We start from the raw sequence: 22842 nt of genomic DNA on the forward strand, positions 1-22842 counted from the left end.
GCCGCACAGCGAAGGAAGCAGAAACCATGACCGAACAACCCACCTCCCCTCCGTCCGGATCGCGCCGCAGGCCGCTGGTGGTGCTCCTCTTCGGTGGCCGGAGCTCGGAGCACGGCATATCCGTCGTGACCGCGGGGGCCGTGCTGCGAGCCATCGACCGGACGAAGTACGACGTCCTGCCGGTCGGCATCACCCAGGACGGACGCTGGGTCCTGACGGCGGACGATCCCGAGCGCATGGCGATGGTCGACCGGCGGCAGCCCACGGTCGAGCAGCTCACGGATTCGGACCGGGGCAACATCGTCGTCTCCGTCGACCCGACCGACCGGACCGTCGTCCGCAGCGAACGCGGTACGGAGCCGAAGGTCCTCGGCGAAGTGGACGTGGTCTTTCCCGTACTGCACGGACCGTACGGCGAGGACGGCACCATGCAGGGCCTGCTGGAGCTGTCCGGCATCCCCTACGTCGGCGCGGGCGTTCTCGCCTCGGCGGTCGGCCAGGACAAGGAGTACATGAAGAGGGTGTTCAGCTCGTTCGGCCTGGCGGTCGGGCCGTACCTGGTGATCAGACCCCGGGAGTGGCAGTCCGACGCGGCGGGTGCCCGCGCGAGAATCAGCCGCTTCGCCGATGTGTACGGCTGGCCGCTGTTCGTGAAACCGGCACGCGCCGGCTCTTCGATAGGTATCACCAGGGTCGACGGGCCGCCGGGGCTGGCGGACGCGATCGCGGAGGCGCACCGGCATGACGCGAAGATCATCGTGGAGGCCCTGGTGCAGGGCCGCGAGATCGAGTGCGGAGTGCTTGAGTTCCCCGAGGGACCGCGAGCCAGCGTGCCGGCCGAGATCCCGGCGCCCGACGCACGCGCGTACTACGACTTCGAGGCGAAGTACCTCGAATCCACCCCCGGAGTGGTCCCCGCGGCGCTGACCGACAGCCAGACCAGTGAGGTGCGCCGACTGGCCGTCAAGGCGTTCGAGGCGGCCTCTTGCGAGGGGCTGGTCCGTGCGGACTTCTTCCTCACCGAGGAGGGACGATTCGTGATCAACGAGATCAACACCATGCCCGGCTTCACCCCCGTCTCGATGTACCCGCAGATGTGGGCAGCCAGTGGCATCGGGTACGGAGACCTGGTGGATCGTCTGATTCAGGCGGCGTTGCGACGGACCACCGGGCTCAGGTGATCCGAGCCGGATCGCGCCCGGCCGCAGGACCATAAAACTCGGGGATTTGCCGAGTGCTGAACACCGTGAAGTCTTCAACCGTTGCCGCACCGAGGCGGAGCGGAATTACTTCACGTCGGCACCGTCGGTGCGCGGCGGAGAATGCGGACAGAGCTGCGTGCACGGCAGGGCAACCAGCCGCCGACGGAGGGCACTTTACGCCAGTCAATCATGGTCATGGATGCTCGGTAGCGCCAATGCCGATTCGCGCACAAGTCATGCCGGTTGGGCATTGCCAAAGTCCAAGGCGGCCTTTCCGGACCGCAGTTCGACAGGAAAAGCGGCGTGGCTAACATGGCGTCATGGATATCGACCTCCGGCGTCTCCGCTATTTCGTGACGGTTGCCGAAGAGCTCAGTTTTGTGCGTGGCGCCGAACGACTGAAGATGACGCAGCCCGCACTGAGCAGACAGATTCGTGCCCTTGAGGACGATCTCGGAGCGTCGCTGCTCCAGCGAGGCCCGCTGGGTACGGCGCTCACTCGGGCCGGCGGCCAGCTGCTGGAGGACGCACGGCCGCTGCTCGCGGCATCGCTGGCTCTGCAGCGGCGAGTCCGGCTCGCCAGCCGTGAGGGGCACCACTTCACCATCGGCTTCATGCCGGGTGTCATAGTCACCCCGATCGTCAGGCAGTTCCGGGCGCTGGCGCCGGAGGTCAACGTGCAGGTGCTGCACACGGCGCCCACCGACCAGGTCGACTATCTGCTCGACGGTCGTGTCGATGTCTGCTTCGTCCGGCTGCCGCTGCCGGTCGACATCTTCGAGATCGTTCCGCTGTTCCCCGAGCCGCGGGTTGCGGCTCTCTCCGACGAACATCCGCTGGCCCAGGCGCAGACCGTCCACATCACGGAGCTGACGCCGTACCGCTTGCTCCAGGACTCCGCGGACGTACCGGAGTGGCGCGGCACCGACTTCGACGCGGCAGCGGCGCGCAACCCTCCGGAAGCCGAACGACCCACCTCTATCGAGGAGAGCCTGGAAGCCGTCGCGTCCGGCACCGGGTTCATCGTCGTCCCGGCCGGCCTCGCCGATTTCTACCGTCGCCCCGACATCCGTTACGTCCAGCTCACAGGGGTTGCCCCGCGCATGGTGGCGCTGGCATACGCGAAGAACCGGAAGATGCCGTCCATCGACCAGTTCGCCAAGATCGTGATTGCGGCGCTCGGTTCGGCATAGAGGTGCGCGGGTGGGTGAGCAGAACCACCCTGTCCTGTCGCCATGTCCGATCGGCATTACGGTTCCGGGAATCGGCATTGGCGTGATGAGCCTTGGCCCGCAAAGCTCTTTGTCAGAAGGAACCTGAACTGACAGAAAAGGTTTGGACGATGCGTCATCGCGGCTTACACGTGCAGATTGCCGGGACAGATGTCCATGCATCTCAGTCCTGCGCCGCAGCGCGACAAAGCCGGAGCGCTCTCGGGTTGATCGGCCGTCGGGTGGGACAGAGATGACTGCCTATGACTATGTGGTCGTCGGTGGCGGAACGGCCGGCTGTGTTCTCGCGGCGCGCCTGTCCGAGGACGCGGCGGCAGAGGTGCTGCTCGTGGAGACCGGCTCGGCGCTCGGACCGCCGGCCATGCACCTTCCGGTCGGGTTCCCGCTCATCCCGGCCAAGGAGATCCTCTGGTCACGCTGGACGACACCGCAGCCCGGGACGCTGTCGCGCAGTCACCACTGGCCCGGCGGACGGGTCCTCGGAGGATCGAGTTCGATCAACGCGATGATGCATGTCCGTGGGCACCGCTCCGTTTACGACGGATGGGCGGACAACGGTGCGAAGGGCTGGAGCTACCCCGAGCTGCTGCCGTACTTTCGCCGGACGGAGACGGCGATAGGCCGCAACCCCGCCCTGCGCGGTGTCATCGGGCCGGTGTGGGCGGCACCTACGACCCAGCTCGACGACGGGTCGCTGACGTTCCTCGGCGCTCTCACCGAGGCCGGTCACGATCTCACCGACGACATCAACGGGGAACGGCAGCACGGCGCCTTCTGGTGCGACCTGGCGGGGGCGGGTGGCCGTAGGCAGAGCGCCGCGGACGCCTATCTGATCCCGGTGCTGGACCGTCCCAATCTGCACCTGGCCACGGAGGCGGACGTCAGCCGCCTGGTGATCGAGCACGGACGCTGCACCGGCGTGGAATACACCTCCTTCGGCACAGTAGAACGCGTCGAGGCGCGCGACGAGGTGATACTGGCGGCCGGGACGGTGGGCTCCGCTCACCTGCTGCTCCTCTCCGGTGTCGGTCCTTCGGCACATCTGCGTGATGTCGGGATCCCGGTGCTGGCCGATCTCCCCGGAGTCGGCGCCAATCTGCACGACCACCTGCAGTGCCCTGTGGTCTTCGAAGCAGGGCGGCAACTGACCACCAGCCATGGCTTCAGTACGGTCGGTGCCCTGGTGCACAGCGGCGCGACAGCCGTTCCGGACGTCCAGCTGATGCTGCTCGACGCTCCGGCGGACATCGCGGACGTCGGGACGCCCGAGTACGGACACACGGTCGCCTTCGCTCACACGGCGCCGGCGAGCCGGGGAACGGTGCGCCTCAGGAGCTCGAACCCGGGCCGGCTGCCTTTGATCGACCCGAACTACCTCGCCGACAGCGCCGACGTGTCGGCCATGCTCGTGGCCCTCGGCATCGCGCGAGAGATCGGCCGCATGCCCGCCTGGGGGCAATGGGGTGCTCGGGAGACCGCTCCGGGAAAGGGAGGCGACCTCGTCACCTACATCCGCAGGAACGCGGCGACCTTCTACAACCCTGTCGGCACCTGCCGGATCGGGATGGACGACCTCGCTGTCGTCGACCCGGACCTGAGAGTGCACGGCGTCGAGGGTCTGCGTGTCGCGGATGCCTCTGTGATGCCGTCCATCCCCAACACCGGAGTGAACGCGACTGTCCTGGCCGTCGCCGAACGGGCTGCCGACACCGTTCGACGCGATGCGAAACGGCCCTGAGAGCACCTGCTGGGCGTCCGGAGCAAGGCCGCACGGCGGCCCCTGAACACGAAGGAACGGTAACGGTGAAGTTCTTGTGGCGCATGGTGGACGAAACGCTCGTCGGTGCGGTGATCTACGCACTCACGTGCAGGCTGCCCCGCAACTTGCCTCGTACGGACGTCACGCGCGCCGACACACAACCACCCCGAACGTCCGCACGGCGGGGCTGAAGGAGCAGCGGCACGGTCCCGTGTGATCCATCCCGAATTCGCGAACCTCGTCAGCCGCATCACGTGCACGCAAGGGGGCTTATGCCGAACCGGCATGCAGAACCAGCGGATAGGCATTGGCGACGAATGACCGCTCCGGGTCAGGATGTTCGACGTGACCCACTTCGACCTCGGGGTGCCCGGCGCAGCGGCAGTAACACCCTGCTCGGCGACGGCCTTGAGCGCCTGAGCGCCTGAGTGCGGCGATCGTCAGGCGACCGGCTCGGCGCAGGCCCTGAACGAACACCGTGCGACGAGCCGCGCTTGACCGATCGAGGTGGCCGGTACCGCAGCAGCTTCCTCGGGTTCGCAGGACCGAACCTCCCGATTGCTGTGCACACAACAAATGCCAAGTCGGCACGGCGTCGCCGTGCCCTGCCCCGCTCTGCCCTCACGGAAGGCCGATCAATGTCCCACCACCAGGATTCAGCTGCCGCAAGACAGGACCCTCGCCTGGACATCAGCGATGTCTACCTGTTCAAGGGGCGGACCGGCACGGTCCTCGTCATGAACACCAACCCGGTGTCGGCCGACAAGGGCATCCACCCCGAGGCCCTGTACGAGTTCCACATCGACGCCGACGACGACGCGGTGCAGGATCTGACGTTCCGGTTCAGATTCCTCGCCACCGAACCGGACGGCCGGCAAGCATGGGTGCTCGACCGGCTCACCGGTGCCGAGGCCGCCGACCGCCACGCCTCGGGAGCCCTCGTGGCGACCGGTAGGACGCAGGAGATCGTCACCACGGCAGACGGCGTCAACGTCTTCGTCGGCCGGGCCGGAGACCCGTTCTACCTCGACGGCACCGTCGTCACGGCGGTCGTGACCGCGCTCCGGAGCGGCGCGGCGGTGGACCTCTCCGCGTTCGACCCGCAGCGGGCCTCGAACCTGTTCGCCGGCACCAACGTCACCGCCATCGTCCTCGAAGTACCGGACGAGCTCGTCGGATCGGGGACGATAGGCGTCTGGGCCACCACCGCGCTGGACGACCACCACGGCGGCTGGCTGCAGATCAACCGGTGCGCGAAACCGCTCGTCAGCACGTTGTTCGACGTCACCGAGGCCGGCTTCGACGACTACAACGCCACTGACCCACAGGACGACCTCGACAACTACGGAGAACTCGTACGCCGGAAGGTCGCGGGCCTCGTGTCGGCCAACGAAACGCACTCCGACCCGGAGGGCTACGGCGCCGCGACGCGGGACGTCATCTTCCCGGACGTCCTGCGCTACCAGGTGGGCACCGAAGCTGAATTCGGCGCGAATGCCCGCAACGGCAGAGGACTCACCGAGTCCGCTCCCGAGGCGATGTTCGAGATCGTGCTGAACGCTCCCGTCCCCATGGGCCTGGACGCCGGCCACGCCACCGGGACGCTGCGCGCCGTGTTCCCGTACCTGAGCGCACCGGCCTGACGTCGCCAGGAGGACATTCCCACCCCTACGTCCTCAGGTCCGCGCAGCGAAGCCCGCTCCGTACCCGTCCCTTCCGGAACCAGGAGATTCCCTCATGTCCCGCCGAATCCTGACCGTCTGCGCGAGCTTCGGTTACCTGTTCATCGCGCTGTTCTTCGCCGCCCTGTTGATCGCCCACTGGATACCGCCGATGGCGCCGAGCTGGTCGGCGGAGCGGGTGGCGGCCTTCTACACGGACCACGCCAACTCGATCCGTACCGGCCTCGTGGTCATGCTCGTCGGCGCCGTGGCGACCGCACCTTTCGTCGCGGCGCTGTCGAGCCTGATCCGACGTATCGACCCGCGGCTGGAGCCACTGGCTTCCATACAACTCGTCTGCGGTGCCGCGAACGTGGCCGCGATCTTCGTACCGGTCCTGATCTTCACCGCGACGGCCTACCGGCCGGACCGCTCGCCCGACATCACGATGGCGCTCAACGACACGGCCTGGATCACCCTGGTCATGAACGCCTTTCCGGCCATCGGGCAGGCCACCGTGGTCGGCGTGGCGATCCTGGCCGACAAGCGCCCGACGCCGCTCCTGCCCCGCTGGGCCGCGTACCTGAACTTCTGGATGGCCTTCCTCTTCCTGCCGAGCATCCTGCTGACCTTCTTCAAGACGGGCCCCTTCGCCTGGAACGGCATCCTCTCGTTCTGGGTCGCGGCCGGTGCCTTCGGCGCCTGGTTCCTCGTCATGACGACCCTGATGGTGCGGGCCGCGAGCCGGATGGACGACGACCGGGCGCCGGCCGTCCTGGAACCGGCGGTATGACCGCCACGGCAGCCCGGACCGGGCACTCGGCGCCCCAACGCCACCGCCACATCCCCGGCGAGCCCGGTCTCTGGGTCTTCCTCCTCGGCGACATGATCATGTTCTCGGTGTTCTTCGGCTTCATCGCGGTACTGCACGGCCGGTACCCGAGGATGTTCCGGGCTTCGCAGCAGGCCCTCCATCCTGACCTGGGACTCCTGAACACACTGCTCCTGCTGATCGCGTCGGCGCTGGTGGCTCGCGGGCTGCGGCAGCTGCGATCCGGCAGACCCGCGCGGACACTGCCATGGGCGCTCCTGTGCGCGCTCGGATTCGCCGCCGTCAAGGCATGCGAATACGTGCTGGTAATTCGCGGTGGACATACACCGAGCAGCAACGACTTCTTCATGTACTACTTCGTGTTCACCGGAATCCACCTGGCCCACCTTGCGATCGGGATTGGCGCGCTGACAGTCCTCATCGTCCTGTCCCGACGGCCGGCCCTGAGCCGGGGCCAACTGCTGGCCGCCGAGGGAGCGGCCGCCTACTGGCACATGGTGGACCTGCTCTGGCTCGTCCTCTTCCCGCTCTTCTACCTGGTGGCGTGACACATGTGGGTCTTTCCGGTCCTCGTCCTGGCCACGCTGTCGAGCTGGCTGCTGGGCATCGAAGGCAGCACGTCGACCCTGATCGGCTGCGCGGTCGTGGCGATCGCGCTGATCAAGGTACGCCTGGTCGGCCTGTACTTCATGGAGCTGCGCAACGCCCCGGCGGCCCTTCGCGGCGCTTTCGAGGTCTACGTCATGGCCACGGGCGCCACGCTGCTCACGCTCTACCTGATTCTCTGAATTCCCGGTACCGGTCCGTCAATGCCGATCCGGCATGGGTGACGACAATATCGGCATTAGCGATACGCGGCGAATTCCTCGATAATTTTCCCAGCGACTCCCTTATGGAAGAGAGTTCACGAGCAGCGGAGGTGAGAGATGAAGAAGCAGCACTCCTGGTAAATTTATCGGCCGCTCCGGATACCTGTTCGGGGCCGGAGCGGCCGCACATTCCGCGCCATATCCGTCATCGCGAGAAACAGGATCCACCACCTTGCGGGCCCCTCGTCCTTCGGTGCCGGCGCCACTGCGCCATTCCGCGTTCAGAAACCTCTGGTCTGCCACCACTCTGGCGGCCTTGGGCGATGCCATCTCCTCGGTGGCCCTGCCGCTGGCCGCGATCGAAGTCCTGGGCGCCGACGCCGTCCAAAGTGCCGTCCTGTCGGCCGTGATCTGGCTCCCGAGCCTGTTCCTGGCCATACCGGCCGGCTCCTTCGCCGACCGTACGGGCTACCACCGCAGGCTCCTGGCCGGCGCCAATCTCCTGCGGGTCGCCGCCCTGAGCAGCGTCCCGATCGCAACAGCCTTCGGCGTGCTCTCGCTCATCCAGCTGGCCGTCATCCTGGCCGTCATCGGCCTGTGCACGGTGCTGTCGAATGTCAGCGAAAGCGGCCTGTTCGCCACCACCCTGCCGTCCGAGCTCTACGTGGCCGGGCAGGCGGCCTCCTACACGGGCCAGACCGCCGCGATCCTGGCCGGACCTTCCATCGGCGGACTCCTGGTCCAACTCGCCGGTGTGCCGACGGCGATCGGCGTGGACGCGGCGACCGCCGTCACGGCCGCCCTGTTCCTCCTCCGACTGCGCCCGGTGGAGCGCCGCCACGAACCCGGCTCCACAGAGAGCCGTGACCGTCGCCCTGGCTTGGCCTTCATCAGACGAAATCCGCTGATCAGGACGGCCCTGTCGGTCACCGCCACCGGCAACTTCTTCAACATGCTCTTCTTGTCGGTGCTCGTCTGGTACTACGTCCACAAGCTGTCCCTGACCAGTGCCCAGATCGGGTTCGTGTTCAGCGTGCAGGCCATCGGCGGACTCGCCGGCGCGGCCCTGGCATCCTGGCTCGCCCGCCGCATCGGTCTGGGGCGGATGCTCCTGGTCGGTTGCGTGCTGTCGCACGCTCCGCTTCTCCTGATCCCCGCCGTCGGCGCCACCGGAAGCCTCGTCTTCGCCCTGGTCCTGGCCTCGACACTGCTGGGCGGCGTCGGTGAGTCCGTTCAGGACATCTCCGTCGGCTCGGTGTTCGCGCTGGTGGTGCCCCCTCACCTCCGCTCACAGACCCGGGGCGCGTACCAGACCGTGAGCTTCGGCCTCCGGCCGCTGGGCTCGGTCGCCGGCGCCCTCATCGCCGCGACAGCAGGAATCCCCGTGGCCCTGTGGGTCGGCGCGATCGGCGGAACCCTCGCCTGCCTCTGGCTCCTTCCCTCACGCCTGCTGTCGTTCCGCGGCCAGGACGACCTGCCCGAGCAGCCGGAAGGCGCCCCCGCTCTCGCGCAATGAGGTGGAGACCCCCAGGACGGGCGGCACGCCTGACCTGGGTGGGTAAAGTCCCGGCGAGCCGAACGGAGCCGGGGGCGGTATGGGCAGCTCAATCAGCCAGATCATGGTCGCGATAGTGGGTATCGGTGGCACCCTCGCATCCGCCTTGCTCACCCAGCGCAGCGCCAACCGCGCCAGGGATCGTGAGCTGCAGCATGCGAGACAACTCCAGGCAGATGAGCGCGAATACGTCACTCGCCAGGCTCAGCTCGAAGCGCGGCGCACCTGCTACGCAGCTCTCAACGCCGGTACTCGCGACTTCGTCAACGTGATGACGAAGCTCGTCCACGCTCTCGACAGGGACGAGGTGACCGAGGAACTGCGCGCAGAACTGGACCGATCACGCCGGGACCATCGCTTGCGTCACGCGGAGGCCCAGATGGTGCTGCCTGACGCTGTCATGGCGGCAGCCAGCACCGCCAACCGTCATTTTGGAGATCTTTACGGCCTGCTGATGCGGCTCGACAGAGGTATCGCCGAACCGGGAGAGAGCGTCGAAGCCGCCCGGGAGAGCATGAATCGGCTGTGGGACTCCCTCTGGAAAATGCGCCACACCATGCGCGTCGACCTCGGGATCACGCCACCCGATCAGAGCTCGTAGGCCGGTTCCCGCGGGCCATCACGGCCCACTGGGCCGGCTCATATGAGTTTGTTGCGGATGGCGTAGGACACGGCGTGGACGCGGTTGCGCAGTCCGAGGCGGTTGATGACTCCGTAGAGGATCTTCTTGATGTTGCGTTCGGAGTAGCACATGGTGTCGGCTATCTCGGCGAGGTCCAGGCCCTGCGCGACCAGCCGGAGCACGTCGATCTCGCGTGTGTTCAGGCCGGACGGCGTCAGGCCCTTGGGTACCAGCACGTTGCGCTGGAGGCGGTCCGCCTGGTCGAGCAGTTCGCCCTGTACCGCGGAAGGCAGCAGCGCTTCGCCGGCGGCGACCGCCAGCACGGCGCGGATCAGGGACTGCGGCTGGGCCTCGGCCCGCCAGAGCACGGCCCGTATGCCGCTGTGGGCCGCCACTGTCAGGTCGGCGTACCAGCCGTCGCTGACGACGAGCACGATCCGGGCCGGCGGCGGCATGGGCAGACCGCGCAGCGCTTCCAACGTGGAGTTGTCGGCGGTCTGGACCGCGGCCACCACGACGTCCGCCTCCCCCACCGCGGTGAGCGCCACTCTCGGTCCGCGGCTCAGCCCGGCCGCCAGCCCGGCGTGTGTCACCGGGTCCGCGGCGTCCACGGCCACCGATATCGAGGCCGTGGGGAGCCGTCTCATGACGTCGGCGTGCGGTCGCGGGCCCGGTCTGGCCGCATGGTGCGGACGCTTGCTACGCGGCGAATCGGTGGCTGCCGGACTGATCGCAAGACGCGGGTCCGATTCGACCTGGCGCTGGATCGGCACCAACCCTGCCGGAGCCTCCGTCGGGCGGCTTCTCATCGCTGCTCGCTTCCTGAAGTGAACGTGCCTGTTGGGTCAGCGCCGTTGGATGCGGCCGACAGCCAGTGGTTCCGCACGGATCGCGATCCGACCGGTCGGGAGGAGACCTGCGCCCAGACGACCGCGAGCCACACCAGCGCGCGGTCGCCGTGCCTCTGCAGGTCGAGGCCGGTGAGCTTCTCGATCTGCTTGATCCGGTACAGCAGGGTGTTGCGGTGCAGGTGAAGGTCAGCCGTGGTGGAGGCACTGTCGAACTGGTTCTCGGCCAGGCAGGCGAGGGTCGTCGTCAGTTCGGCGTGGTCCCCGCCCGCCAGCGGGCCGAAGACACGGCGAGTCACCGCGTCGGCGAGTTCGGGAGAGCGCGCCAGGAGCAGCTGAGGCAGGAAATCCTCGGCCCGGACATGCCCACGCCGATGGGACCGCGATGCGACGACGACCAGCAGACGCAGGTTGTCGACGGCAGTCTGGAGGCCGGTTCGCCCGGTCGCCGGGTCCTGCGCCAGGAGCAGACGTCGGTCGGCCATGAACGAAGACCAGTCGAACGCGGGCCCGGTGAGTCCGGTGACGCGGGCGTCCTCGACGAAGGCCAGGGCTCCGGCGGTGCGCAGGCGGGCCGCCAGCTCGGCGCGTTCGGCAGGGGCGGACCTGTCGAGCAGCGCGACGAAGGGCACGTACGGGGGTGTCGGATCGAAGCCGAGCCGAGCGGCGCGCTCCTGGTCCTCCACCGTGAGGGGAAGGCGGGCGCAGAGGCGGTCGAAGAGGGTGCGCGCCCGGCGGTCGCCCTGCGTGGACGGCAGGTCGGCCTGGTCCGCGTATGCCTGCGTGAAAGTCCGGGTGACCACGTCGAGGTAGCTGTCGATGTGACGCCGCCCCTGGTCGGTCCAGTCCGCCAGCTGTCCGCGTTCCTCTTCGGCGGCCAGGCCGAGCACGGCGTCCCAGAAGGCGCTCGCGGCCCGGTGATGGAGGAGCAGGCCGCCGTCCAACGGCTGTCCGGCGGCGGCGCACTCTCGCGCCTGCTCGTACATCTCGGACAGGACGTACGAGTCCGGAGGCGTGCCCCGCACCATCCAGTGCAGGAGCAGGCCGGCGTGCCGGTGCAGCGAGGCACGAAGAGCGGAGGCCCCGCAATCGCGCGCCGAGCGCACGTATTCGGGCGTGTGGCGAAGTACGGATTCCACACGATGGGCCACGGCATCGGCGTCGACGTGTTCCAGGAGGTCGCGCAAAGCCGCTGCCGCGGCGGCGGCGCGCTCGGATCTGCCGGTCATGACGGACAGGCACGTACCGGGGAGAGAACCGACCGCTGTGCCGTGCCGTCGTATGCCGCGGCGCTCCGGGTGTGTCCGGTGGACGGCGTGGCCCTGCCCCGGTGCGGGTGTGATCCCATGGTGATTCCTTTCGTGGGGCGTATCTGCCCCGCGGGCCGGATGCGGGGCAGGTGCCCGAAGGCGCGGGCGTGCTCCCGCGGGGAGACGGTCGTGTGACCGCGTCCACGCTTGACGGGCGAAGGGCCCATCGCCCCGCGGCTGCTCCCGTTCGACGGTGGGTGTACCCCGGCCCACGACGGTGGCCAGCCGTCCCCGCGAGCCCGACGTCCCGCACAACTGCTTTGACAGCGACGGACGTTGTGGCTTCTCCCCTCGGTCCGACCATGGTGGACCGGTCGAGGGGGACCGCGCCAATGCCTATCTGTTCGATTCTGAAGCCGTTTCGGCATATGCCGTGATGGGCGTGGCTACGATGAGCCGCATGGACCTCGACATACGCCGGGTGCGCTACTTCGTGGCCGTGGCCGAGGAGTGCAGCTTCGTGCGGGCGGCGAGCCGCCTCTACATGACGCAGCCGGCGCTCAGCCGCCAGATCCGTGCGCTGGAGGAGGATCTGGACGTGGTCCTCTTCCTGCGCGACCGGCAGGGCACCGTACTGACCCGGGCGGGGCACCAGTTGCTGGAGGACGCCCGGCCGATGCTGGCGATGGCACAGGCGGTGCAGCAGCGGGTGCGGACGGCGAACCGGGAGGTGAACCAGTTCACCATCGGCTTCATGCCGGGTGTCATCGTCACCCCCATCGTGCGGGAGTTCGCCCGGATGGCGCCGCAACTGGACATCGATGTCGTCCACACCTCGGTCACCGACCAGGTCGACTTCCTGCTCGACGGGCGGGTCGACGTCTGCTATGTCCGACTGCCCCTGCCCGAGGGCATGTTCGAGGTGGTCCCGCTCTTCCCGGAGCCCCGTGTGGTGGCGCTGTCCAGTGAGCATCCGTTCGCAGAACTCAAGGCGGTGCACGTCGAGGATCTGCGGGACATGACCCTGCTGCAGGATCCGCGGGACGTACCGGAGTGGCGCGGACGTGTCCCGCTCGATCCGGTGGCGCTGCCGGGGGACGCCGGACGCTTCCCGGCGACGATCGAGGAATGCCTGCAGACCGTCGCCTTCGGGTCCGGGTGCTACGTCATGCCGGCCGGGATGGCCGGCTTCTACCGCCGTGACGACGTCGTCTACCTGACGCTGGAGGGCGTCGCACCGCGCATGGTCGCCCTGGCCTACTCCAAGCACCGGACCATGCCCGAACTGCTCCAGTTCGCCGAGCTCTCGCGCCGCATGCTCGGCCCGGGTCCGGACTGACGCCCGGCAGCAACGCTTGGAGGATCAGTGCACCGAGTGGGCCGTCGACGGCGCCGACCGCGCACTGTGCGGCCTGACCGACATCCGTACGGGCAGCCGGTTGTGAGGTGCGGCGTCCCCTGCACGCAGGGCCCGTGATCGGAGATCGCGCTACCGGCAGGCCGTTGTGCCGGTGCCCAAAAAATGGAGATCATGCTGGTCCTGTGCACGTTGTGCGCGGCTGCCTCACGCGTGGACACTGACACGCAGGCAGCTGCGGTCGCAGGACCCGGTATGCCGGAAGGGTGCCCGGCAAGGTGCCCTCACCGTCTCCGCGGTGCGAGGAGGTGACCGGCACCGGACGTCGCTCAAGGGCGGCGCGGCAGCCAGGCGCCGAGTCCGCCGCCTCTTGGTCCGGTCGAATGTCGAACGGCAACTGCGCTGGAGTTCCGCCCTCATGTCAACACTCGTCACTGTCGGACGTCACCGCCTGCAGCGCCTTTTGGGCTGCGGAGGTTTCGGCATGGTCTGGCTCGCCTACGACGACCTGCTCGATGCCCCGGTCGCGGTGAAGGTCATGGCGGAGAAGTGGGTGCACCGGCCGGACCTCCGGGAGCGTTTCCTGGACGAGGCCCGGCTGCTGCGCCAGGCCGCGTCGGACCGCGTGGTGCAGGTGTACGACATCGGTGAACTGCCGGACGGGCGGCCGTACTTCGTCATGACCTACGCCGACGGCGGCACGCTGGCCGACCGAGTGGCCCAGGGGCCCCTGGCCGTCGACCAGGCGCTGCGGTTCGCGGTGCAGGCCGCACGGGGCGTGGCCGACCTGCACGCGGTCGGCATCGTGCACCGTGACATCAAGCCGTCCAACATCCTGCTCCAGACGGTGTCGGGCGGCCGTGAACGGTTACTGGTGGCCGATCTCGGCCTGGCCAAGAGCCTGGCGCACGCCTCGGGACTGACGCAGGGCGTGGGTTCACCCGGCTACATGGCTCCGGAGCAGGTTCCGGAGGACCGACTGGTCGATGTCGACGAGCGGGCCGACGTCTACGGCCTGGGCGTACTCACCTACGAGCTGCTGACCGGGAGCCTGCCGGGCTCGACGGAACAACTCGACTGGCCCGGGCCGCCGCGCCCCCAGGTGCCGGCGGCAGTCCGGCGCGTGACACGACGCGCCCTCGATCCCGAGCGGGAGGGGCGCTGGGCCGATGCCGCCGAGTTCGCGGACGCACTCGAAGCCGCCGGTGCCACGACCGTCCGCAGCCGCCTGTTCCGAACCGTCGCAACCGGCAAGGGCACCGGCGCCCGGAGAGCGGGAGCCATACTCGCCGGGACCGCCGTCCTCGTGACCGCGGGGTTGGCCACACGCGCGGCCTTCGATGCGGACTCCGCCGTCGACACGCAGCCCCGTGCGGGGGCCGGCAGCACCGCGATCGCCGAGCCGTACGCGTCCTCCGCGGCCTTGACATCACCGACCCCGCACCGAGCCCCCGCCGCGGCGGCTTCTTCGTCTTCACCCACACGGACCGCCGTGCTGCCGTCACCAACCCCCTCGGCCGGACTCGGCGCTGGGAGGACGAAGACGACGGCCCCTACGGTCAAGGTGGCGGCCCCGGCCCCGAGCGAGGCGGCATCAACCTCGCCCGAATGGACCACGCTGACCGTGCGACATGACCAGCAGTTGATGCCGGGGGAGTCCTGGCAGACCAACCGGACGACCATGACGATGCAGACCGACGGAAACCTCGTCATCTACGACGAGAATCACCACCGGCGATGGTCCTCGGGCACCTCGGGCACCGGATACCGCGCCATCATGCAGGCCGACGGCAACCTCGTCGTCTACGACAAGGACACCTGGGGTGTCTGGAGCTCCGTCACCTCCGGGCACGACGGCGCCTACCTGTATTTCGGTACCGACGGCGACGTCAGCGTGGTCTACCAGGGCACCACTCTCTGGTCCGCAGGAACCCGGCACTGAACCGTCGCCGGCCGGCATTCCCCGTCGTCGGCGACCCAGTCCCGTCCGTCGGCGACCACCGCATCCTGGTCTCACAGCGCTTCGTCGCGCTCCGTCGCCGCAAACCACCGCGACTGGCACACCAGACAGGTCCTTTACGGCAATCCGCGTCCGACCGCACCGGCCTGACCGACGCCGCCCAGCTCAACAGCTGATTGTCAGTGCCTCATGCGACGCTCGTGGCATGGACGAGTGGGACCCGGAGAACGCCGACCCGAGCCAGCAGGTAGGAGCGCGGCACCACACGGTGCCCGCCTTCTACCTCCGCAGGTTCGCCAACGCCCAGAACCAACTGTGGGTCCGCGACCGCAGGTCCCCGCTGCCTGGGCTGCGCAAGGAGAGCGACCTTGCCATTCGCGACTTCTACACCTTCCAAAACATCCACGGTGAGCCCGACGGGCGTATGGAACAGGCGCTGCAGAAGATCGAGGGCAGCGCGGCGAGCGCGCTGCGCCGCGTGACCTCGTCCGTGACCTGGGGACGGCCGATCACGCCCGAGGACCAGACAGACCTCTGCATCTTCGTGGCCTTCCAATATGTCCGCGGCCCCCGCAAGCGTCGTGAGATCGAGCTCATGTCGGACTTCTACGTCCGCGTCATGCGACTGAACGACCCCGTCGGCGCCGGACGCCAGGAGACCGCCGCCTACCGGGAAATGCTCCGGGATTTCAGAACTCTTGAGGTCACCAGCCATCCCAACGAACACGTGAGTCTTCTGGGAAAGCTGGCCGAACCTCTCTCCGATCACCTGCTCCAGAGGCCCCTGACCGTGATGGAACTGACTGACGGATCCCTGCTCACCTGCGACGAGCCCATCGTCACGTTCGATGACGAGGAGGACACGCCTGATCCCGTGATCCCGCAGGCACGTCCGCGGACCCGTAGTCGTCGACGCCGAGGACAGCGAGCGCTCCGGCAGACCAAGACCCTCATCCAGGTCCAAAGTACTCGGAATCGAGGCTTGGCCAGAGTGGACGAGATCGTCATGCCCGTGGGCCGGCGCACCCTGCTGGTCTTCAGCCACCCCGCCGTTGCCAGGCCCTCCCATCTTCGGATGACTCCGGAAGAGAGCCAGGAGGTAGCGGAGGAGGTCAACAAGCGCATCCTGGCCCAGGCGTACTTCACGGCCTTCGCGCACCCGGATGACCGGTGCCTCCTCACGGACCCTCTCCCCGACGTCGGACCGCTCTACCGCCTCGGCGGTGTCCATCCTGAGCAGGCCCGCATTGCAGGGGCAGCTCCGAGTCACCTCCGCCCCCAGTTGTTCGGCCGCCGCTGAGATCTGCTCTGTGTACTCCCGCAACCGCGCACCTCCGGCCGGGGCTCGTTCTCAAGGTCGGGGCGGTTCGTGAACCGCCAGGAGGAGCCATCCGCGGCTCCGAGCCGGCTCCGTGCCCATAGCGTGCCCATAAGACCGGTAAACCACGGTCAACAGCGGTGCGATCCCACGCCTCTGGCAGCCAAGCCAGAGAACATAAGAGCAGGTCAGAAGCTACCCGGCTCTCCAAGCGCCGTCGCTTCCCAAGCTGAGAGCGCGAGTTCGATTCTCGTCACCCGCTCCAGCAGAAACCCCCAGGTCGTGGACCCGGGGGTTCTTTGTTGTCTAGACCAAATCGAGGGCCGCATGCCTCCGCGTGCCCTTAAGGAGCACACCGGCTTGGCCTCCTCCCCTGCCGCCACCTCCTCGGCCCACGTGCTCCAGCGACGCTCGATCGGGAGTCCGACTCACTCCGCTCAAAACCTCATTACGATCACCGGCCATGGACTGGCTCGGGCGGATCGCGAAGTTCAGGCAGTGGACCAGCGGCGGAACGCGCGCCCCGCACAAGCCGCTGTCGCTCCTGCACGCCCTCGGCCGGTTCCAGCAGAACGCCGATAGCGAACTCCGCTACAGCGCGGTGGAGAAGGACCTGCAGAGTCTGCTGACCGAGTACGGCCTGCCCAACAGGACAACGCCCACCTACCCGTTCCACCACCTCGTCAGTGACGGTGTGTGGGAATTGCGTACCGACCAAGGGCACGGCAGCCCCTGGACCGGGCTGCGGATTCTCCGGGAGACGGGCGCCACCGGCCGGCTCGCACTGGAACTCAGAATCGCCCTGCGCGGCGAGCCCGAACTGCTGGGGCGGATAGCGCGGCTACTGCTCGACTTGAACATCCCGCCCCGCAACGAGTTGTGCGAAGCCGTCGGCCTGGAACGTCGCATCTTCGTGCCGTCGGTCGTCTCGTGCGGTGTGCGTTCTTCGCCTTGGCGGGTCAGGTCGATATCGAACTGCGGTGGGTCATGTGATCCCGGGAAGTTGCGTCCGGCACCTTGAACCGTGGTTCGGCAGCGAAGGCGTGGTGGGGGGCTGCGACGCATCGCGTGGCGCCCCTCGGCCGGCGTGCCGCCCAGGGCGGCCCCAGGGGCTTGGCCCGATCCGAGCCCGCCGCGAGGTCACGGGGACCGAGCGCTCATCGGCTCGGTCAGCCGATGTAGCCCTCGAGGTCGGCGACGATGTCGAGGGAGCCGTTGGCGTTGTGGATGTGGAGGCAGCCGTTGGTGTCGAGGGGGATCACGGCCAGGACCGGCCTGGTTTCACCGGCGCCCAGGTTGTCGTTGTATGTGTTCGGGAGGGTGCCGGCGCCGTAGGCGGTCAGGTGGGTGGCGGTGGTCGGGGCGACGCCGGTGAGGTTGACCAGTACGGCGGTCGCGCCGGCCGGGACGCCGTGGACACCGGTGACCTTCACGGTGAGGGTGCGGTTCGCGCCGAGCCGCCCGGTCGGGGCGCCCGTGCCGTTGCGGGTGTCGAGGAAGCGGGTGGGACTGGCAGGCACGTAGGGGCTGCCCCAGGGGGAGGTGCCGTCGACGACGGAGTTGGTGTAGAGGCCCTGGAGGTCGGCGATCAGGTGGACGTGGCCGCCGCTGTTGTAGATCTTGATCTTGCCGCCGGTGCACACCTTCGTCACGACCAGGTTGGAAACGGTCTGCCCAGCGCGGTAGTTGAGGTTCGACGTGCTGGGGCGACTGCCGCAGTAGGCGGTGACCACCCCACTGCCGGTGCCCCCGGTCACGGTGACGTCGAGGACGGCGCCGACGGTGGCCGAGCCCCGTCCTGTCTTCGGCAGGGTGACGGTCGTCGTGCTTCCGGAGGCGACCTTGCCCTTGGCGGCGCCGGTGCCGTAGCGGGTGTCCAGGACGCGCGTCGGGGTGACGGGAGCGAGGTTGCTCATGCGGTCGTCGACGGAGCTGGAGCTGGAGCCGGCCTTAGTGGTGAAGTAGCCCTCTACGTCGGCGATGAGGTCGACGTGGCCGTGCGCGTTGTACAGGTCGACACAGCCGCCCGTGCCCACCCGGACCGTGACCAGGTTCGGGTTGGTCCGCCCGGCGGTGAAGTCGAGGTCGGACGCGGCCGGGCGCGTCGTGCCGTCCGGATACGCCGTGACGTAACTGCTCGCGGTCGCGCCGGTGTCGGTGACGTTCAGGGTGACCGCGGTCACCCCGGAAGCCGGGACGCCGCCCACGCCGAGGACCTTGAGGCGGACCACGCCGCCGGGGCCGACCTGCCGCTTGGCGGCACCGGTGCCGTTGCGGGTGTCCAGGACGCGGCTCGGGCCGGTGGCGACGTAGGACGGGCCGACGGTGGTCAGGGTGGTGTCGGTGGCGGTGCGTCCGCCGGAGTCGGTGAGCCGCTGGGTGACGGTGTACGTGCCGGCGGCGGCGTACGTGTGCCGGACCACACTCTTGGGGCCGGTCACGGAGACCGCTTTCGAGCCGTCGCCGAAGGTGATCAGGTCACTGGTGATCGGGTAGCCGCTGAAGCCGGCGGCGGTGAAGGCGCAGCCGGCGGTGTCCGGCAGGGAGGGGGCGATCTGGATGGAGGCGCTCCGGCAGTCGAGGCTCCCGGTCAGCTCCGGCAGCGGACGCACGGGGAAGTAGGAGCTGAGCTCGGTGCCCATCGTGGTGCCGTCCGGCCGGTACACCGTGACGGTGGCGTAGATCTTGGTGCTCGTGGTGGGCTGCGTGTACGTGTGGGTGACCGAACGCGTGGTGGAGGTGGCCGTGGTGCCGTCCCCGAAGGCGAAGGTGTAGCGGTAGCCGTCGAGGGAGTCCGACCAAGGGTTGACGAAACCGGCGGTGAAGGTGACGGGGATGCCTGCGTAGGCGTTCTCGTACGTGCCGCCCGCCATCTCCAGGCTCAGTGGGTCCTGTACCTCGGTCGCGCCCCGGTCGTAGTCGCCGGCGCCCGTGCCGGTGTCGGCGACCAGGGGATCGTCGACTCGTTGCGCGCCGTGGAGATCGGTGGCGAGTTCGCCGGGTGCGTCGGCGTCCGCGGAATCGATCAGCGGCGTGCTCTGCGTGGACAGCGTCACGTCCGTCTGGTCCAGGTCGTGGGCTCCCTGACCGGTACCGGTCAGGAACGCCTGGCTGGTCCCGTACGCGGTGCCGGCCCAGTCGTAGTCGGTTCCGGCCGACTGCGGGTTGACGGCGTTGTAGTCCGCGGTGACCTGCGGTGCCGAGGTGGTGTCCACCGTGATCTCGGCGGGGGTGCCGGTGTCCGGGCAGGATGCCGTCGTGTCGGGCCGTACGACGGTGTTCTCCACGGACCCGGAGGTGCCGGCGGTCAGGCTGATGCCGTTGCCGCAGGTCGTCACGATGGTGTCGCCGGCCAGCCGGATGCCCGTGGTGCCGGTGGCCGATATGCCTCCGCCGAGCGACGTGGTGTCGTCGGCCAGCGTGATGTCCTGTGCTCCGGCCGCACTCGTGAAGGCCGGAGCACCGGACTCGGGGGCGATCTGCAGCCGGGTGAGTGCGATGCCGGTGGAGGAACCGTCGACGGCGATCGTCCCGCCGGCACCGGTGGCCGCCTGGGCCGTGCTGACCGAACCCGTGTCGTAGGAGATGTGCTGCGACAAGGAGAACACCAGCGTGCTCGGCCCGCTCGACGAGAGGCTGAACCCTGACACGTCGACGTACCGGGCGCCGGAGAAGGTCATCGCCGGTGTCGAGGCCCCGGCCAGAACGCGAGCGGTGGCGGTGGCCGCCGGATTGTCGCCGGGAGCCGCGACGAAGGTGACGGGCGCGTCCGCGGTGCCGGCCGACCCGATGGTCACGGGGGCGTACCGGGTCGTGTTCCGTGCCACGTGGACGGTGTCCCCCGGGCCCGCCGAGTCCGCGGCCGGCTGGATCTGGCAGAAGGGCTCCGCCTGTGAGCCGGGTCCGGTGTCGCTGCAACCGGCGGCGTCGTCGTCGACGTACAGGGCTGTGCCGGTGGTGGCGTGGGCGACGCCGGTACCGAGACCGCCGAACAGTACGGAGACGACGGCAGCGGATCTCACCAGCAGTCGCCTGCGGCTCATGGACGTGCTCCCCCTGGGCCGTAGGAGGCGTCGCACGCCGACCCGCACAGCCGTTCAGATCCAGTCACCTGTCAGCTGGAGTTGGCGGAAGAGTACGGCAGATCAGGCGGCCGGATCACGAAAGTACGAACGTCCCGCTGCCGACTACGCCGTTGAGGGAAGAACTTGATCACCGGAAGGGCATTGCACGGCAGACGCTTGAGCTTTCCATTACCTCGCGCGCTCTCTTCGGACAAGGAAGCCGACCGCCCGGCTTGGCCGCAGCGGCTCGCTGAGGACGCAGGACGGTGACTGTGCAGGCGTAGCCGTGGGCGGACTTCCGCCGGTCCTGGGCAGGACGAGCGCGGCTGTTCGAGCGGGTGAGCGGGCACGGGGGCTTCTTCCCAAGCTGAGAGCGCGAGTGCGATTCGTGGCACCCGTTCCATGACAAACCCCCGGGTCGATGAACGGGAGGTTGCCTGTCGACCAGACCGGTGCACGGTGTGCGCGCCACAACCGACCGGCCGGCTTTCGGTGTACTCCCTCCTTGTGGTGTGCGGCGTTGCGCCCGTGTTCTTCGGCCTCTCCGCCCGCACCGTCTCGTCCAGTCCGGCTGCCTTGAAGCCATCGGGGTCCCTTCCTGCGCACCGGGCCGGAACGGTGCCGTGGTGATCAAATCGTTGCTGCGCCGCGTACAACCGCGAACAGCTGTCTCCTGTCCCACAGTTAGCCGCTGGGGATGAGCCTCTGGCCGGTGCGACCACGCGCTCGGTCCAGACTGCAGGGGGAAGGACGGGTTCGAAGATGGGGAAGACGATGTGGGGCGCGGTAGTGGCCGGTGGAGCGGCGATCGTGTTCACAGGGGTGGCTACGGTGCCGGCCGGGGCGGCGGAGGGCGGGGTCTCGTTCAGCCGGGTCACGGTGAACGGCGGGAAGCCGATCGTGATCGGGGTCAAGGAGGAGGTCGAGGTGCGGGCCGCCTTCCGGATGACGACCAAGCTCAAGTTCGACTTCGGGCCGAAGGTGTTCCCCTACCGGGGGAAGCCCGACTCGGGGGACAGGCTGTACAGCTCCGTCATCACCAGCGACTGCGAGGTCGTGGACAAGGCGAAGGGAATCTGCGACTTCGATGAATGGCTGTACATCGACCCGCGGCACGTCGACTTCGGGAACGAGGACGCCGGTACGTGGAAAACCGCCGCTCAGGTCTTTCTCGCCGGTGACGCTCAGGACACCGACGACGTGAACCTCCCGTTGCAGGTCAAGCGTGCTACACGCGTCACCGTCAACGCCTCGCCGGAGCCGGTCGCGGCCGGGAAGACGCTCACCGTGACCGGACGGATCACACGGGCGAACTGGAACACCCACACGTACCAGGGGTACGCGGGCCGCACGGTGAGCCTGCAGTTCAAGGCGGCGGGCGCTTCCTCGTACACAACGGTCAAGAAGGTGACTTCGAGTGGTACGGGGGCGCTCAGGACCACGGTGAAGGCCACCAAGCCGGGGACGTGGCGGTGGACGTATCAGGGGAACTCCACTTCTGGGGCGAAGTCGTCGAGCGGGGACTACGTCACCGTGCGGTAGGCGTGGTCACAGGGCATGCTGAGGGCCGTGCATGAACAACTGCACGAGGTGGCGCCGCAGCTCTGAATCCTCTGCTACCCGAACGGGTACCGCCCTGGGCCCGTTCGGGTGGGGAAGACCGGTGTGCTCGTGCAACGAGGCGCCCGGCTGTCGGCCGCTTCCATGACCTGGGCGGGATCGAGTCCGGAATGACGCTCTCGCGCACATTCGGACCGAGGGCATGCCCATAGCGTGCCCTTAAGACCGGTCAACCGCGGTGAACAGCGGTGCGAGGCTGTGCTCTCGGGCGCCGCACGAGGGCACATACATCCAGCTCAGGAGCTATCTGACCGTCCAAGCGCCGTCGCTTCCCAAGCTGAGAGCGCGAGTTCGATTCTCGTCACCCGCTCCATGTGAAACCCCCAGGTCAGAGACCAGGGGGTTCTTTGTTGTCTAGACCGGTGGCCCGGTCGCGCACCGCAACCGCACCATTAGCCCTCAGCAGCCTCCTCGCTGTGGTGCGCGGGGTCGTCCCTGTGGCACTTCGCACGCTGGCCCGGTCCCGGTCGCTGGTCATGTGCTGGTGGATCAGCGCGGCTCGGGAGCTGCTGTGGCCCATGCGCGTCATCGGCTCCCGGGTGCCGGCTCCCGCCGTCGAGGCGAGCGTGTTGCCCGTGTGCCGAAGGTCGTGGAAGTGCAACTCGGCCGTGACACCGCAGCCTTCCGAGCCTTCACCCAGTCGTCCCTCCGCCGCAGTTGCCCGCCTCTGCGGATCGACGAAAGCGTGTGTCTCGGTCGGCAGCGGCGAAGTGCTCCAGGTGATGCGTGACCGCGTCGAGGAGTGTCTGGACC

16 protein-coding genes and 3 pseudogenes are annotated in these 22842 nt (G+C 68.3%); 15 read left to right on the plus strand and 4 right to left on the minus strand.

Annotated features, from left to right (window positions below; genetic code table 11):
• Positions 1-26 precede the first annotated feature (26 nt).
• The 9 genes from ACZ4UV_RS27090 to ACZ4UV_RS27130 all read left to right on the plus strand — a co-directional run bounded on the left by ACZ4UV_RS27090 (position 27) and on the right by ACZ4UV_RS27130 (position 9651).
• Positions 27-1181, plus strand: a complete 1155-nt coding sequence (locus tag ACZ4UV_RS27090) for a D-alanine--D-alanine ligase family protein (protein ID WP_467841313.1) — start codon at positions 27-29, stop codon at positions 1179-1181.
• A gap of 341 nt (positions 1182-1522) precedes the next feature.
• Entirely contained in the window at positions 1523-2395 is an 873-nt protein-coding gene (locus ACZ4UV_RS27095) for a LysR family transcriptional regulator (protein ID WP_350775914.1), read from the plus strand.
• Between the two features lie 271 nt (positions 2396-2666).
• On the plus strand, positions 2667-4172 hold the full coding sequence (locus ACZ4UV_RS27100) for a GMC family oxidoreductase (protein ID WP_467841318.1): 1506 nt from the start codon (positions 2667-2669) through the stop codon (positions 4170-4172).
• 659 nt (positions 4173-4831) lie between these two features.
• Positions 4832-5836 (plus strand): DUF4331 family protein, encoded by a 1005-nt coding sequence (locus ACZ4UV_RS27105; protein WP_467841320.1) that lies wholly within the window; start codon positions 4832-4834, stop codon positions 5834-5836.
• Between the two features lie 94 nt (positions 5837-5930).
• A complete protein-coding gene (locus tag ACZ4UV_RS27110; protein ID WP_350775920.1) occupies positions 5931-6647 on the plus strand; it encodes a hypothetical protein in 717 nt (238 codons plus the stop codon).
• A complete protein-coding gene (locus ACZ4UV_RS27115; RefSeq protein ID WP_467841323.1) occupies positions 6644-7234 on the plus strand; it encodes a cytochrome c oxidase subunit 3 in 591 nt (196 codons plus the stop codon). The genes ACZ4UV_RS27110 and ACZ4UV_RS27115 overlap by 4 nt, the downstream gene beginning before the upstream one ends.
• A gap of 3 nt (positions 7235-7237) precedes the next feature.
• Positions 7238-7474, plus strand: coding sequence for a cytochrome C oxidase subunit IV family protein (locus tag ACZ4UV_RS27120; RefSeq protein ID WP_350775927.1), 237 nt, complete (start codon positions 7238-7240; stop codon positions 7472-7474).
• A gap of 274 nt (positions 7475-7748) precedes the next feature.
• Complete coding sequence (locus ACZ4UV_RS27125) at positions 7749-9011, plus strand: MFS transporter (protein WP_467841326.1); 1263 nt, start codon at positions 7749-7751, stop codon at positions 9009-9011.
• Positions 9012-9090: 79 nt separating this feature from the next.
• Positions 9091-9651 (plus strand): hypothetical protein, encoded by a 561-nt coding sequence (locus ACZ4UV_RS27130; RefSeq protein ID WP_467841329.1) that lies wholly within the window; start codon positions 9091-9093, stop codon positions 9649-9651.
• Between the two features lie 38 nt (positions 9652-9689).
• Here the strand turns inward: ACZ4UV_RS27130 and ACZ4UV_RS27135 are convergent, their stop codons facing one another.
• Complete coding sequence (locus ACZ4UV_RS27135) at positions 9690-10319, minus strand: response regulator transcription factor (RefSeq protein ID WP_350775933.1); 630 nt, start codon at positions 10317-10319, stop codon at positions 9690-9692.
• Between the two features lie 158 nt (positions 10320-10477).
• A complete protein-coding gene (locus ACZ4UV_RS27140; RefSeq protein WP_467841332.1) occupies positions 10478-11749 on the minus strand; it encodes a PucR family transcriptional regulator in 1272 nt (423 codons plus the stop codon).
• A gap of 481 nt (positions 11750-12230) precedes the next feature.
• Here ACZ4UV_RS27140 and ACZ4UV_RS27145 point away from each other — a divergent pair, with 481 nt between their 5' ends.
• The 5 genes and pseudogenes from ACZ4UV_RS27145 to ACZ4UV_RS27165 all read left to right on the plus strand — a co-directional run.
• A complete protein-coding gene (locus tag ACZ4UV_RS27145; protein WP_467841335.1) occupies positions 12231-13109 on the plus strand; it encodes a LysR family transcriptional regulator in 879 nt (292 codons plus the stop codon).
• A gap of 436 nt (positions 13110-13545) precedes the next feature.
• On the plus strand, positions 13546-15069 hold the full coding sequence (locus ACZ4UV_RS27150) for a protein kinase domain-containing protein (RefSeq protein WP_467841337.1): 1524 nt from the start codon (positions 13546-13548) through the stop codon (positions 15067-15069).
• A 50-nt stretch (positions 15070-15119) separates the two neighbouring features.
• Positions 15120-15237 (plus strand): annotated as a pseudogene (locus ACZ4UV_RS27155) (phosphorothioated DNA-binding restriction endonuclease); the annotation flags it as partial.
• Positions 15238-15292: 55 nt separating this feature from the next.
• The gene (locus ACZ4UV_RS27160; protein ID WP_351709438.1) at positions 15293-16387 is read left to right on the plus strand and encodes a DUF4238 domain-containing protein; all 1095 of its coding nucleotides are present in this window, start codon (positions 15293-15295) and stop codon (positions 16385-16387) included.
• Between the two features lie 481 nt (positions 16388-16868).
• A pseudogene (locus tag ACZ4UV_RS27165) lies at positions 16869-17306 on the plus strand (phosphorothioated DNA-binding restriction endonuclease family protein); the annotation flags it as partial.
• Between the two features lie 268 nt (positions 17307-17574).
• Here ACZ4UV_RS27165 and ACZ4UV_RS27170 read toward each other — a convergent pair.
• Complete coding sequence (locus ACZ4UV_RS27170) at positions 17575-20448, minus strand: PKD domain-containing protein (protein WP_450897502.1); 2874 nt, start codon at positions 20446-20448, stop codon at positions 17575-17577.
• A 783-nt stretch (positions 20449-21231) separates the two neighbouring features.
• On the opposite strand from ACZ4UV_RS27170, the gene ACZ4UV_RS27175 reads away from it, so the two are divergent.
• Entirely contained in the window at positions 21232-22011 is a 780-nt protein-coding gene (locus tag ACZ4UV_RS27175; RefSeq protein WP_388909031.1) for a hypothetical protein, read from the plus strand.
• A 406-nt stretch (positions 22012-22417) separates the two neighbouring features.
• Here the strand turns inward: ACZ4UV_RS27175 and ACZ4UV_RS27180 are convergent.
• Positions 22418-22832: pseudogene (locus tag ACZ4UV_RS27180) on the minus strand (hypothetical protein); the annotation flags it as partial.
• Between the last annotated feature and the right edge of the window lie 10 nt (positions 22833-22842).

It is taken from the genome of Streptomyces sp. NPDC028289, from assembly GCF_055565975.1.